Source organism: Pseudomonas mendocina (assembly GCF_900636545.1).
GTDB lineage: Bacteria > Pseudomonadota > Gammaproteobacteria > Pseudomonadales > Pseudomonadaceae > Aquipseudomonas > Aquipseudomonas mendocina.
On the sequence record NZ_LR134290.1, the window covers coordinates 1493533 to 1506517 of the forward strand.

The window sequence follows — 12985 nt, forward strand, 5'->3', positions numbered from 1 at the left end:
TCTGCACATCCTGTTCGTGATGGCGGCATCTGCCGCCGTGTTGCTAACGGCTTGCGCACGGAGGCTTCAGGTGCGCCTCACCTTGGTTGCATGGCGCTCGCTTGTCTTCGGTGATGCGTGCCAGGGCAGGGCTGGCGGCCAGGGCCAGGAGGTAGACGCCGAGCATGGCCGAGGTCAGGCCGAGCAGCATTCCGGTGTAGCCCAGGCGATCCAGAAGCACGCCGGCGGCCACTGGCACCGCCAGGCGCGAGACCACGAACAGGCTGGCCTGCAGGCCGTAATCGACGGCCTGGCGCTGGTGGCGGGTGAAGTACATCATCAGGCCGAAGACCATGGCGGAGATCGCGCCCATGGCCGCTGCCACCAGCGTTGCGCCGATGATCAGCCCGAGCGGGCCTGCCTGGCTCCAGAGCACGGCGGTCAGGCTGGCCAGGGCGAAGAGGGCGAAGCCGGTGAACAGCGGCATGGCCCGGGCCACCCCGAGCCGGCGCAGCAGGCGCCCGCCCAGCACGCTGGCCAGGGCACCGACCGCGCCGCCGCCGACCCCGGCCACCCAGGCCACCTGGGTGGCCGGCATACCCTGATCGAGCAGCAACGGCTTGAGGTACAGCCAACTGGCGCCAATGAACGGAAAGCAGGACAGCAGCAGGCAGGTCCACAGCGCTGCCCCGGGTTGCTCGAAGTAGCCGCGCCAGTTCGGCTCGTACCTGCTCTGCGCAGCGTCTGCCGGGCCTTGCGGCGCACCTTCGCCCAGCAACGGCAGCAACAGCGCGCCCAGCAGCAGGGCGCCGGCCATCAGCACGAAGGATGCCTGCCAGCCCCAGTGTTCGTGCACCAGCAGCATCAGGCCGCCACCGACGATGGCGGCCAGAAACAGCGCCGCCGAGCGGATCGCCCCGGCGCGCACGCGTTGGTTTTCCGGCAGAAGCTTGATCGCCAGGGCGTTGACCGGAATGTCGGCCCAGGTCGCCAGCACCCCGGCCAGCAGCGTCAGGGCGAAGAACAGGCCATGCCTGTCGAGCAGTGCCTCGCGCCCGACCAGCAGCAGAACTGCCGCCAGGCCCAGGCTCAGCAGCAGTGCCCAGCTTCTGTAATGCGCGCCGGCGAAGCTCCAGCGCTCCACTGGCAGCGCCAGCAGGAACTTGAATACCGCCGGCAGCCCGGCCAACTGGAACAGGCCGATATCGGTGCCCGACCAACCGTGCTGGCGCATCACCAGCGGCATGCCGAGCAACAGGTAGATACTCGGCACCGCCAGAACGAAGTTCAGCCAGCCGAACAGCGCCTGGCGCCCGAGCAGGTGCATGTTCATTGCAGGCTCCTGCGGCCGATCACGGCGGTGACCGGGGTTACCGGGAAAGGCACCTCGCGCTGCGTCTGCAAGGCACTGAAACCGGCCCGCTGCATGGCATGGCGCAGGCCTCCGGTGTGGGTCAACTGGCGCCCGAGCATGCGCATGGACAGGTAGTAGGAGAGCATCTGCCGCGCCGCATCCTGGCTGTCGGGAATTTCCGCCTGGGCGCAGACCAGCACGCCGCCTGGGCGCAACGCGGCGTGGATCTTGCCCAGAGCCTGGTCGATATCGGGCACGAAATGCAGCACGGAGGAGCACCAGATCAGGTCATAGCCCTCGCCGATCGGGTCGCGGATCAGGTCGCCGCTGCGGCCCCGCAGACGCCCGCCGAGGCCGGCCGCGTGGATGTTCTCTTCGGCCACGCTGATGGTCTGTGGCAGGTCGAATACCTCGCCGCGCAAGTTGGGGTTGGCCTTGGCCAGGGCAATGGCCACCAGCCCAGGGCCGCCGCCCAGGTCGAGCAGGCGTTGGGCACGGGGGAATTCGGGCAGTTGCGAGAACACCGCCAGCGCCGCCTCGGCGGTTGCCGCACGCTGCTCCTGGGCGATCTGCAGGCGCGCGGCCGCCTGCCAGTTGGCCGCGTTTTCGGCAAGCCGGGGGGCGGTGCTCGCCTCGCCGGTGCGTAGCTGTTCGTCCAGATTCTTGCCGAAGTGGCGCAGCGCCTGCAGGCGCAGGCTCCAGGCGTCGCCGCAATGCTGCTTCGAGTCGTGATCCAGATAGCGGCTCGCCAGCCAGGAGGCCTGGTAGCGCCAGCCTTGCGCAGGCGTTTCGTGACGTTCCAGCAGGCGCATGCTCCAGAGCATTTCCAGCAGATGCTCGGTGTTGCTCGGGTGCAGGCGCAGGCGCTCGGCCACGATGCCGGCCGGCATCGGCTCGGCAAGCAGGCGGAACAGCTTCAGCTCCAGAGCCACGCGCAGGGCGTCGGCCTGGACCGAGGCCAGGGCCAGGTCCCAGTAGGGTTGCAGCGGGTGGCCGCCGGTGGCGTTGGTGTGTGGGGTCATAGTCGATAGCTCAGGCGTAGGCCGATCTCGCGTGGCTCGCTGTACACGCGTGCCATGCCGTTGAGGTAACCGACCGCGTCGTAGCGCTTGTCGGTGGCGTTTTCCACGTAGGCGCTCAGGCCCAGGTGCTCGAAGTCATAGCCGGCGCTCAGGTCGAGCAGGGCGTAGCCGGCGCGGCCGTAACGGTTGGCCGAATCGAGGTAGGTGCGACCCACGCCGCTTATCCCAGCCTGGGCGAACCAGCCGGCATCGGCGTCGTAGCGCAGGCCCAGGTAGCTGGTCAGGTCGGGCGCGAAGGGGGCGTGGTTGCCCTGGTAGTCGGCGCTGCCGTCCTGAAAGCGCTCGAAGCGCGTGCGGTTGATGCCAAGCGAAGCCTGCAGCTGCCAGTGTTCGCCGAGCAGGTAGTCGGCCTCCAATTCCAGGCCGCTGCTGCGAGCCTCGGCGGCATTGGTGATGTAGACCATCCCGGGCTGCACGATCTGCTGTACCTGCATGTCGCTGATCTGCATCCAGTAGAGGGCGGCCGAATAGCGCAGGCGACGTTGCGCAGCCCAGCCCTTGATGCCGAGTTCATAGGCGTCCACCTGCTCCGGGTCGTACCCCGGGTAGCCGGCCGAGGCGGAGAAGGCATTGAAGCCGCCAGCACGGAAGCCTTGCGAATAGCTGGCATAGGCCTGGGTGTCGTCGCTCCAGGCGTATTGCAGGGCCAGCTTGGGGGTGAAGCGCTGCCACTGGTCGCTGCGGTTGCGGCTGTCACGGGGCGACAGGCTGACCTCGTCGCGCTCCAGCCGCGCGCCAAGGGTCAGGGACCAGTGCGAGGTCAGCGCCTGCGTCCACTGGCCGAACAGGGCGGCGGTGTTGCCGCCCAGATCCACCTGGGTGCGGGTCATGGCCATGGGCAGCTTCTGGCGATAATCCAGCGAGTGGTCGTCGCGATCGGCATAGAGGCCGACGAGCCACTGACTCTCTGCCCCTTCGCCTTCCAGGCGCAGCTCCTGGGACAGGGTGCTCAGGTGGTAGTCGCGTTCGAGGTGCAGGGCATCGATCGGCAGGAAGTCGGTGTCCTGGCGCACGCGATCGTAGAAGTCGTTGCGCGCCGTGATCGAGCGCAGGCGCAGGCCGGAATCCAGCTCATGCTCGATATCCAGCGACAGGCTGCGGGCGCTGGAATGGTTCCAGCTGCGGGTACCGGAGCGCACCTCGCGGTGCGACGAGCCGGCCGCGCCCCATAGCGAGCCGCCATCGCGGTAGTCCTGGCGGCTGTAACGCAAGGTGGCGCTGGTCGCTGATGCGGGTGTCCAGCGCAGCACGGCGCGGCCGTTGTGGCGCTCGCGATCATCCTCGTCGCGGCCACGGTAGGCGTTGTCGATGAAGCCGTCCTGTTCGAGCCATTCGCCGGCGATGCCGCCGTACAGCGTATCGGCCACCAGCGCTTGGCTCAGGTCGAAGCGCAGCACGCGCTTGTCGCGGTTGCCCAGGGTGGCATCGACCCGCGCGTAGGGCGCGTCGTCGATGGGGCGGGTGTGCAGGTGCATCACGCCGGCCTCTGCGTTGCGCCCGTACAGGGTCGATTGCGGGCCACGGAGGATTTCCACTCGCTCCAGCGCCAGCAGGTTGTGGTCGAAGCCCTGGCCCATCAGGATGGGCACGCCATCGACCAGCATCAGCACGGAGGAGGAGAACGCCGTCGCGCTGGAGCTGATGCCGCGCATCACCGGTACGTTGGTACCGGACTGGCCGAACGGCTGGAAGACGAAGTTCGGCGTGCGCCGGGCCAGCGCCTGCAGGTCGTCGGCTCCGGCGTCGCGCAAGGCTTCACCCTGCACGACCGACACGCTGGCCGGTATGTCCTGCAGATCCTGTTCGATCTTGTTGGCGGTAACGGTCATGTCCGGCAACTGCTGCGCTGCCGCCAGCGTCAGGGTTGGAGCCAGCAAGCCTCCCAGCATGCCGACTGGCAAACGGATACCCATCTTTCCCATCTATCCCCCCGTAGCCGGTAAATGATGAACGGGGCCGCAGATGCCCCCTAGCCAGATACCGGCGCGACATGGCGTGCTATTGATTTGATACCAATGTTATAGGTAGATAAGAATGCGTATCATGTAGATTGATATGAATTCTGGATTTTCCCGTATCTAAAACAGGAGGAAGGACCCATGGCCGCTGTGCAACGGATCTCCCAGCCGCATCGATTGGCGATGAGCCAGGCCCGCCAGGTGCGCCGGGAAACTTCCGGCTGGGAGCGTCAGCAACTGCCGGAGGAGCTGGGCGACTGCTACTCGGAGCGTTTCGTTTTGGATCACGATCTGCTGCTGGTGCGCTCGCGCTATCACCCCACCCGCGATCTGATCGAGGAGACGGTCGATCCCCATGACCGCCACATGCTGGTGATCACCCTGGGGTTGCAGGGGCAGTCCGGCTACAAGGCACGCAATGGCGACACCCTGTGTTTCCGCGCCGGCTTCACCACCGTCACCGCGTTCCATGGCAGCCAGGGGGAACGCTGCTACGAAGCCGGTACGACGGTTTCCCAGCTACGGCTGCTGGTGGGGGAGAAGACCCTGGTCAGGTATCTGGGCGCGGAGCGTGCCGGGGCATTGCTGGGCTCGGGGCATATCCGCCAACTGGCCTTTCGCAAGACCAGCGGGGCCAGCAGCGCCCATGCCGGAGCGTTGCAGCGGTATCTCAACGACCCGCAGCGCATCGCGGCGCTGGACATGCATATCCACTCGCTCAGCCTGCTTTCCGAGCAGCTCAATCTGCTCTGCCCGGCAACGCCCACGGCGCTGCAGTTCAGCACCCAGGACATCGAGAAGCTGGAGCGCGCCCGCGATCTGATGATCGAGCAGATCGACCAGCCACTGACCATCGCCTACCTGTGCGCGGCGGTGGGGCTGAACGAATTCAAGCTCAAGGAAGGTTTCCACTACCGCTTCAACACCACGCCCCACCGGATGCTCCACGAGATGCGCATGCGTAAGGCCCATGTGCTGCTTGAGAGCGGTCATCAGGTGGCGCAGGTGGCATACCGCGTTGGCTATCGCTACCCGAACAACTTCAGTGCCGCGTTTTCCGCCTTCTTCGGCCAGGCGCCGAAGTCGGTGTTCGGTACGCATCGGCGCTCGGGCAAGGTACCGGGGCGCGAGGTTCGCCCGCATTGAAACGAAAAACGCCGCGCTCTTCGCAGGGCGCGGCGTTGGCGTCGTGGCGAGGCTTGCCTCAGCGCTTCAGACCGCCCAGGGTCAGCGGCATCTGGCGGTTCACATCCTTGTACAGCAGGTAGCGGAAGCGGCTCGGGCCGCCGGCGTAGCAGGCCTGCGGGCAGAAGGCGCGCAGCCACATGAAGTCGCCGGCTTCGACTTCGACCCAGTCCTGATTCAGGCGATACACCGCCTTGCCTTCCAGCACGTACAGGCCGTGTTCCATGACATGGGTTTCGGCGAAGGGGATCACGCCGCCCGGCTCGAAGTTGACGATGTTGACGTGCATGTCATGGCGCATGTCGCTGATCTCGACGAAGCGCGTGGTGCTCCAGCGGCCTTCGGTACCGGGCATGACGATCGGCTCGATGTCCTGCTCGTGGGTGACGAAGGCTTCCGGATACGGCACGCCTTCGACTGGTTGATAGGCCTTGCGCAGCCAGTGAAAACGCACGGCTTCGCTGCCGTTGTTGCGTAGCGACCAATCGCTTTCTGGCGGGATGAAGGCGTAGCTGCCCGGGCGCAGGGCGTGCTGGGTGCCGTTGAGGCTCAGGTCGCAGGTGCCTTCGACGACGAAGATCACGCCTTCGGCGGTCGGGTCCAGCTCGGGCTTGTCGCTGCCGCCGTTCGGGCCGACTTCGACGATGTACTGCGAGAAGGTTTCGGCGAAGCCGGTCAGCGGGCGGGCGATGACCCACATGCGCATGTTGTCCCAGAACGGCAGGTGGCTGGTGACGATGTCACGCATTACACCTTTGGGGATCACGGCGTAAGCTTCGGTGAACATGGCGCGGTCGGTCAGCAGTTGTTCCTGACCTGGATGACCGCCATGCGGTGCGTAGTAGTAGGGCGATTTGCTCATCGAGAGATTGCCTCGGTGGGTGGATGGCGCTGGGAACGATCCCGGCGCGGAAAATTGGCTCCCATGCACTATAGGAATTCGCGGATGGATTCGGAAATTAAATAGTAGAATGCCTGTCAGTGGGTTTCATGATAGGCATGCGACATGCTCGATCCCGTGTTGTTACGCAGTTTTCTCGCCGTGGTGCAGACCGGTGGCTTCACCCGCGCGGCTGCCAGCCTGCATCTGACCCAGTCCACGGTCAGCCAGCAGGTTAGGCGACTGGAAGAGCAAATCGGCGCCGAGCTGCTCGACCGTAGTGGTCGCTACGTGGTGACTACCACCGAGGGCGAGCGCCTGCTGGGTTACGCCAACCGCATCGTCGCACTGATGGACGAGGCGATGCTCGCTCTGGGGCAGAGCGCGGTGGAGGGCGAGATACGCCTCGGCGTGCCGGACGATTTCGCCGCCAACAGCCTGACGCCCTATCTGGCCGATTTTGCCGACGCACATCCGGGTATCCGCCTGGAGATCACCAGCGGTCTTAGTCATGACGTATGGCGCGCGTTCAATGCGGGCGAGCTGGACCTGGCGTTGATCAAGCAGCGCGCCGGCAGCGCCAAGGGCCTGGCCAGCTGGGCCGAGCCGGTGGCCTGGCTAGACAGCCGCGCGCGCCCGGTACTGGCACGTAATCCAGTGCCGCTGGCAGTGTTCCCGCCCAATGGCCTGTATCGCCTGGAAATGACCCATGCGCTGGATGCCATGGGCAAGCCCTGGCGTATCGCCTATGTCAGCAGCAGCCTGCCTGGCGTCAGCGCTGCGGCCGAGGGAGGCTTGGGTCTGACCTTGCTGCCGCGCCGGTTGATCACGGCCGAGCATCGCGAGCTGGGCGAGGCAGAAGGCTTCGCGCCGGTCGCGTCAGTGGAGGTGGCCCTGCACGCGCGCAACCAGTTGCCCGGTTATGCACGGGAACTGGCCGCGGCATTGATCGAGGCCTGCGAAGGGATCATGAGCCCGTAGTCGAGTAGGGTGCGCTGTGCGCACCTTGCAACCATAGCGCTCCGTTTTATTTGCCCTGCGCGTTAGAGATGGCTCCTGCCCCGGCCTAGGGGCCCGGATCAGCGCCAACTGAGTATCGGCCAGCCGGCCTGTTCGGCATGGGCGCGCAGGGTTGGGTCAGGATTGACGGTGAGAGGCTTGTCCACCAACTGCAGCAGCGGCAGATCATTGCGGGAGTCGGAATAGAAGCTGGCGCCAGCCAGGCTTTCGCCCTGTTCGATCAGCCAGCTTTCCAGGCGGATCACCTTGCCTTCACGGTAGGTCAGCACGCCCTCGGTTCGCCCGGTATAGAAGCCGTGCTGCAGCTCTAGGTCGATGGCCAATACCTCGTCGATGCCGAAGCGCTCGGCGATGGCGCTGACCAGGAAATGCGCCGAGGCCGAGATCACCAGCAGGCGGTCGCCAGCGGCGCGATGTGCGGCCAGAGTGCGGCTGGCGTCGCTATAGAAAATCGGCTCGATAACGTCTTCGACGAAGGGCTCGACCACATGGGCAACCTCTTCGGGCGTGCGGCCGACCAGCGGTGACAGGGTGAAGGCCATGTAGTCCTCCATGGCCAGGATGCCGGCGGCGTATTGGCGCATCAGCTCCTGCTCGTGGGCGATGAAGGATTCACCGTCGGCCCAGCCGATCTTCACCATTTCCTGCGTCCACAAGCTGGCGCAGTCGCCGTGGATCAGCGTCTCGTCAAGGTCGAAAATCGCCAGAGCCATCACGCCACCTCCCGAATCGCATCGGCGCCAATGGCCAGGCTGACGCTCTGGCCGTCGCGGTGCAAGTCAGCGGCGGAGCGATTGAGCACGTCGACCAGCAGTTCCACGCCGCGGGCTTCGACCCGGTAGCGCACGACATTGCCGAGCAGGCTGTGGCCGAGGATGGTGCCGTCGATACCCAGGCCTCCGATCTGGATGGCTTCCGGGCGAATCGCCACGCGGCTGTTCACCGGGCGCAGCAGCAGACGGCTCGCAGCATCGGCGTCGAGCAGGTTGTAGTTGCCGATGAATCCGGCTGCGAAGGCATCGGCCGGCGCGGTGTAGAGGGTTTCCGCGTCGCCGCTCTGGACGATCTGGCCGCCGTTCATCAACACGATGCGGTCGGACAGCACCAGCGCCTCTTCCTGATCGTGGGTAACGAAGATGGTGGTCAGGCCCAGCTCGCGCTGGATCGCGCGAATTTGTTCCCGCAGGTGTTTGCGGATACGTGCATCCAGGGCTGACAACGGCTCATCGAGCAGCAGCAGGCGCGGGCGGGTGACCAGTGAACGGGCCAGGGCCACACGCTGGCACTGGCCACCGGACAGTTGCTGTGGGTAACGATTGGCGTAGTCGTTGAGCTCCACCAGTTCCAGCACTTCGGCGACACGCTTGCTGGCCTCGGCGGCTGGGACTTTTTGCATGCGCAGGCCGAAGGCGACGTTCTGCTGCACGGTCATATTGGGGAACAAGGCGTAGCTCTGGAACACCATGCCGATGCCGCGCTTTTGCGGCGCCACGGGTACCAGGTCCTCGCCGTCCAGCAGGATCTGCCCTCCGTCGACCTCCGTCAGGCCTGCAATACAGCGCAGTAGGGTGGATTTACCGCAGCCGGAGGGGCCGAGCAGGGTGATGAACTGACCCTGGCCGATCTCGATATTGATGTCGGTGAAGATACGGGTCGGGCCGTAGCTTTTGTGCAGGTTCTGAATGTGCAGAAAACTCATGACTTGTCCTTGTTCAGACGGTTGGCTGCCCAGGTCATCAGCAGCACGAACATGAAATAGGAGATCACCAGGGCGCTGGTGAAATGGCCGCTGTCGTTGCGCATGTTGTACAGGTACACCTGCAGCGTCTCGTAGCGGCTGCCCACCAGCAGGTTGGCGAAAACGAATTCGCCGAACAGGAAGCTGAAGGACAGGAACACCGAGACCATCAGGCCCTTGCGCAGGTTCGGCAGTACCACCATGAAAGCGGCGCGCCAGGTGCTGGCGCCGAGCAGGTGAGCAGCGTCCATCAGGTCGCGCAGATTGATCGCCTGCAGGTTGTTGGTGATCGCCCGGTACATGAAGGGCAGCGCGATGGTGAAGTAGCAGCCGATCAGTATCCATGGCGTACCGAGGATCGGCAGCGGGCCGGACGCGAACAGCTGCATTAGCCCCACCGATGAGACCACCGGCGGAATGGCGAACGGCAGCAGGATCAGCACGTTCATCACGCCGTCCAGCTTGGGGAAGTGGTAGTTGACCACGAACAGCAGTGGCAGGATCAGCAGCAGTGCCAGGGCCAGTGCGCCAAAGCACACCAGCAGCGAGCGACCGAAGGCGGCGAGAAAGCGCGCGTCGCTCCACAGCGCCACGTACCACTTGAAGGTGAAGCCACTGGGCAGGACGGTCGCCGACCAACTGGTGGAGAGCGAATAAACCAGCGTGCCGAGCAGTGGCAGCAGCAGGACCAGAAACAGCAGGTAGACCACCAGTTGGTGGAACAGCGGCGAGCGTTTTTCAGCGGGCGACATGGTAGCTCCGGCGCAGCAGCCATTGGTGGACGATGGTGATTAGGGTCATTAGGCCGACCAGCACCATCGCCAGTGCGCTGGCCATGTTAGGGTCGAGGAAGATGTCGCCGGAGACCATTGCCGCGATACGGATCGGCAGAATGTTGAAGTTGCCGGTGGTCAGCGCGTACACCGTGGCGTAGGCGCCGAGGGCGTTGGCCAGAAGGATGACGAAGGTGCCAAGTAGTGCAGGGGTCAGCACCGGCAGGCCGATATGGCGCCAGAACTGCCAATTGCTGGCGCCGAGCAGCTCGGCCGACTCGCGCCAGTCTTCGCGCAGGGCGTCGAAGGCCGGGTAGAGCAGCAGCACGCCGAGAGGAATCTGGAAATAGGTGTAGAGGACGATCAGGCCGGTCTTGGAGTAGAGGTTGAAGTCCTCGATTACGCCCATCTGCTTGAGCAGGATGGTCAGCGCGCCGTTGAAGCCGAGCAGGATGATGAAGGCGAAGGCCAGCGGCACCCCTGAGAAGTTGCTGGTCATGTTGGAGAATGCCATGACGAAATCGCGCAGGCGGCTGCTGACCTGACGCAGCGAATAGCTGCCGATGATCGCGATGACGATACCGAACAGGCTCGACCAGAAGGCGACCTCAAGGCTGTGGCGCATGGCCTGGCGGTAGAACGGCGAAGAGAAGGCCTGCTGGAAATTGCCCAGGCCCCAGCCTTCACTGGTATTCAGGCTGTTGCTTGCTACCCAGACCAGCGGTGCGATCTGGAAGGCACAGAAGAACAGCGCGAAGGGCACCAGGCACAGCAGTGCCCAGCCCTTGCTGGAAATGGACGACTTCATGCGAGCAACTCCCTGCACCAGGGTTTGTCATGGGCTGCGCCAAGCAACTGGCAGACAGTGCCGCACAGCTCGGTCTGCTGCGGGCGGGCTGCCGGATCGAGGCTGAAGGCGCTGCCGAGGACGATCAGCGGTACTTCGCGCTCTTCCGGCAGCACGCCGTTGTGGCTGCGATCAGTATTCATGCCGTGATCGGCAGTTACCAGGATCTGGTAACCGGCATCGAGCCAGGTCTGGATGTACTCGGCCAGCAGCACGTCGGCCATGCGCGCCGCGTTGCGGTATTGCGGGCTGTCGAGGCCGTGCTTGTGGCCGGCGTCGTCGATGTTCATCGGGTGCACCAGCAACAGATTCGGTGCATGAAGCCGGCGCAGGCTATCGGCATCGGCGAACAGGTGTGAGTCCGGATAATGATCGGCGTAGTAGAAGTGGCCGTGTTGGATCGGCAGTGATTCGTCACTGGTATGACGGTCGCGGGCCGCGTGGAAAGGCGCGCGGTTATACAGTTCGCTGACCCAATGATAGGCAGCGGCGGCGGTTGTCAGACCGGCCTCACGGGCGTAATGAAAGACGCTGCGTTGGTTCGACAGGCGCACCACGTCGTTGTGCACGATGCCGCTGTCGATGGGGCGTACGCCGGTGAGGATGCATTCGTAGAGCGGGCGGGACAGTGCCGGCAGTGCGCAGTCGAGCTTGTACAGCGCGGCGCGCCCGGCCTGGCAGTAAGCCAGCAAGTGGCCTAGCGCATGCTGGGCCACCTGATAGCTCAGGCCATCCAGTACCACCAGGATGACGTTGTGCTTCATGGTTTTCTCTCGTTCGGTCGTAGCCCGGATGCAGTCCGGGGGCGTACTTAGCGATTGCCCCGGATTTCATCCGGGCTACGGATCAATGGTGTCGCGGCCGCATCAGTTCATATTGATGATCACGTGCTCCTGCCACAGGCGCGGCAGCATCTTGGAGGTGCTCTCCCAGGCCGCGGCATCCTTGATCGGCTGGACCTTGGCGTACTGCTCTTGCGGCAGCAGCTTGGCCTGCACTTCGGCCGGCATGTCGATATGTTCGGCGCGGATCGGGCGGGCGTTGCCCTTGGCCAGGTTGATCTGCCCGGCATCGCTGAGGATGTATTCGCGGGTCAGCTTGGCGGCGTTGGGGTTCTTCGCCCACTTGTTGATGATGGTGCTGTAGCCGGAGATCACCGAGCCGTCGGACGGGATCAGCACCTCGAAGCGCTCGGGGTCGATCTGGTCACGGTAGGACAGGCCGTTGAAGTCCCAGACGATGCCGACTTCCACTTCCCCCTTTTCCAGGGTCTGGATGGTCGGGTTGGCCAGTGACAGGCGACGCTGCTTGGCCAGTTCGCCGTAGAAATCCAGCGCCGGCTGCACGTTGCTCTCGTTGCCGCCCATGGCGATGGCGGCGGCCAGCACACCGTTCACGGCTTGTGCTGCGGTGCTCACGTCACCGGCAGAGACCTTGTAGGTTCCGGTCTTGAGGTCTGACCAGGAACGCGGGATGTCCTTGACCAGTTGTTTGTTGACGATGAAGGCGATGGAGCCGGTGTAGGCCAGCATCCAGTGGCCGTCCTTGTCCTTGGCCCAGTCCGGAATCTGCTCCCAGGTGCTCGGTTTGTATGGCTGGGTTACGCCCTGCTGCACGGCGATGGGGCCGAAGGCGGCGCCGACGTCACCGATATCGGCGGTGGCGTTTTCCTTCTCGGCGGCGAACTTGGCAATTTCCTGTGCCGAGCTCATGTCGGTGTCCTGATGCTTGAGACCGTATAGCTTGGTCAGGTCTGCCCAGGTGTCTTTCCAGTTGGCCCAACTGTCGGGCATCCCCACGCTATTCACCGCGCCCTCGGCGCGTGCAGCCTTTTCCAGTGCCTGCAAGTCGGTGCCTTCGGCCATGGCGGAGGTCGCCAGAGCGATGGTCGAGCCCATCAGTGAAGCCAGCAGCAGTTGTTTCATTGGAAACTCCTTTGCAGTGAGAGTGTTGGTCTAGATCAGCAATACCCGAGCCAATTTAGGCGCCTTCGATGACGGTTTTATGTCCGGCCAACGCTGGCAGATGTCTAGGCGTAACCAGCCGGTGCGCTTCATAAGCGTAGACCATGGATAAGTGGCTGATTTGCTGGGCTGCGATTGCCTGATGCAGTGGCATGCAGCGTGCTTGCAGCCTGGTTGTCATCTATCAGTCATCTAGACTGCCTAG

General features: G+C 64.4%; 12 protein-coding genes. 2 read left to right on the top strand and 10 right to left on the bottom strand.

The genetic code is table 11. From position 1 onward, the window contains the following. Positions 1-43 precede the first annotated feature (43 nt). Genes EL191_RS06870 through EL191_RS06880 form a run of 3 tightly spaced genes read right to left on the bottom strand, consistent with a single transcriptional unit; the run spans position 44 to position 4328 of the window. Positions 44-1312 carry an MFS transporter gene (locus tag EL191_RS06870; protein WP_041977566.1) on the bottom strand — a complete coding sequence of 423 codons (1269 nt, stop codon included), beginning with the start codon at positions 1310-1312 and terminating at the stop codon, positions 44-46. After that, positions 1309-2355 (bottom strand): methyltransferase, encoded by a 1047-nt coding sequence (locus EL191_RS06875; RefSeq protein WP_041977568.1) that lies wholly within the window; start codon positions 2353-2355, stop codon positions 1309-1311. Before EL191_RS06875 ends, EL191_RS06870 begins: the two co-directional genes overlap by 4 nt. Further along, positions 2352-4328: a TonB-dependent receptor gene (locus EL191_RS06880; RefSeq protein WP_052435029.1), complete on the bottom strand. Its 1977-nt coding sequence runs from the start codon at positions 4326-4328 to the stop codon at positions 2352-2354. The genes EL191_RS06875 and EL191_RS06880 overlap by 4 nt, the downstream gene beginning before the upstream one ends. A gap of 186 nt (positions 4329-4514) precedes the next feature. Here EL191_RS06880 and EL191_RS06885 point away from each other — a divergent pair, with 186 nt between their 5' ends. Next, on the top strand, positions 4515-5519 hold the full coding sequence (locus EL191_RS06885) for a helix-turn-helix transcriptional regulator (protein ID WP_041977570.1): 1005 nt from the start codon (positions 4515-4517) through the stop codon (positions 5517-5519). A gap of 58 nt (positions 5520-5577) precedes the next feature. Here EL191_RS06885 and EL191_RS06890 read toward each other — a convergent pair whose 3' ends face one another. Then, positions 5578-6420, bottom strand: a complete 843-nt coding sequence (locus EL191_RS06890; RefSeq protein WP_013714491.1) for a bifunctional allantoicase/(S)-ureidoglycine aminohydrolase — start codon at positions 6418-6420, stop codon at positions 5578-5580. 144 nt (positions 6421-6564) lie between these two features. Here EL191_RS06890 and EL191_RS06895 point away from each other — a divergent pair, with 144 nt between their 5' ends. After that, entirely contained in the window at positions 6565-7419 is an 855-nt protein-coding gene (locus EL191_RS06895; protein ID WP_013714492.1) for a LysR substrate-binding domain-containing protein, read from the top strand. A 98-nt stretch (positions 7420-7517) separates the two neighbouring features. On the opposite strand, the gene EL191_RS06900 is transcribed toward EL191_RS06895, so the two are convergent. The 6 genes from EL191_RS06900 to EL191_RS06925 form a co-directional block, all read right to left on the bottom strand. Then, entirely contained in the window at positions 7518-8171 is a 654-nt protein-coding gene (locus tag EL191_RS06900; RefSeq protein ID WP_041977573.1) for an HAD family hydrolase, read from the bottom strand. After that, positions 8171-9157, bottom strand: coding sequence for an ABC transporter ATP-binding protein (locus tag EL191_RS06905; protein WP_041977575.1), 987 nt, complete (start codon positions 9155-9157; stop codon positions 8171-8173). Before EL191_RS06905 ends, EL191_RS06900 begins: the two co-directional genes overlap by 1 nt. Further along, positions 9154-9948 (bottom strand): ABC transporter permease, encoded by a 795-nt coding sequence (locus tag EL191_RS06910; protein ID WP_041977578.1) that lies wholly within the window; start codon positions 9946-9948, stop codon positions 9154-9156. Before EL191_RS06910 ends, EL191_RS06905 begins: the two co-directional genes overlap by 4 nt. Further along, positions 9935-10777 (bottom strand): ABC transporter permease, encoded by an 843-nt coding sequence (locus EL191_RS06915; RefSeq protein ID WP_017361726.1) that lies wholly within the window; start codon positions 10775-10777, stop codon positions 9935-9937. Before EL191_RS06915 ends, EL191_RS06910 begins: the two co-directional genes overlap by 14 nt. Continuing rightward, positions 10774-11580 carry an alkaline phosphatase family protein gene (locus tag EL191_RS06920; RefSeq protein WP_013714497.1) on the bottom strand — a complete coding sequence of 269 codons (807 nt, stop codon included), beginning with the start codon at positions 11578-11580 and terminating at the stop codon, positions 10774-10776. The genes EL191_RS06915 and EL191_RS06920 overlap by 4 nt, the downstream gene beginning before the upstream one ends. Before the next feature lie 102 nt (positions 11581-11682). Further along, positions 11683-12741, bottom strand: a complete 1059-nt coding sequence (locus tag EL191_RS06925; RefSeq protein ID WP_041977580.1) for an ABC transporter substrate-binding protein — start codon at positions 12739-12741, stop codon at positions 11683-11685. Positions 12742-12985 lie beyond the last annotated feature (244 nt).

Bases quoted from the DNA above. Each gene is read 5' to 3' on its own strand.
- EL191_RS06870 (WP_041977566.1), bottom strand. From the start codon at position 1,312: ATGAACATGCACCTGCTCGGGCGCCAGGCGCTGTTCGGCTGGCTGAAC.
- EL191_RS06875 (WP_041977568.1), bottom strand. From the start codon at position 2,355: ATGACCCCACACACCAACGCCACCGGCGGCCACCCGCTGCAACCCTAC.
- EL191_RS06880 (WP_052435029.1), bottom strand. From the start codon at position 4,328: ATGGGTATCCGTTTGCCAGTCGGCATGCTGGGAGGCTTGCTGGCTCCA.
- EL191_RS06885 (WP_041977570.1), top strand. From the start codon at position 4,515: ATGGCCGCTGTGCAACGGATCTCCCAGCCGCATCGATTGGCGATGAGC.
- EL191_RS06890 (WP_013714491.1), bottom strand. From the start codon at position 6,420: ATGAGCAAATCGCCCTACTACTACGCACCGCATGGCGGTCATCCAGGT.
- EL191_RS06895 (WP_013714492.1), top strand. From the start codon at position 6,565: ATGCTCGATCCCGTGTTGTTACGCAGTTTTCTCGCCGTGGTGCAGACC.
- EL191_RS06900 (WP_041977573.1), bottom strand. From the start codon at position 8,171: ATGGCTCTGGCGATTTTCGACCTTGACGAGACGCTGATCCACGGCGAC.
- EL191_RS06905 (WP_041977575.1), bottom strand. From the start codon at position 9,157: ATGAGTTTTCTGCACATTCAGAACCTGCACAAAAGCTACGGCCCGACC.
- EL191_RS06910 (WP_041977578.1), bottom strand. From the start codon at position 9,948: ATGTCGCCCGCTGAAAAACGCTCGCCGCTGTTCCACCAACTGGTGGTC.
- EL191_RS06915 (WP_017361726.1), bottom strand. From the start codon at position 10,777: ATGAAGTCGTCCATTTCCAGCAAGGGCTGGGCACTGCTGTGCCTGGTG.
- EL191_RS06920 (WP_013714497.1), bottom strand. From the start codon at position 11,580: ATGAAGCACAACGTCATCCTGGTGGTACTGGATGGCCTGAGCTATCAG.
- EL191_RS06925 (WP_041977580.1), bottom strand. From the start codon at position 12,741: ATGAAACAACTGCTGCTGGCTTCACTGATGGGCTCGACCATCGCTCTG.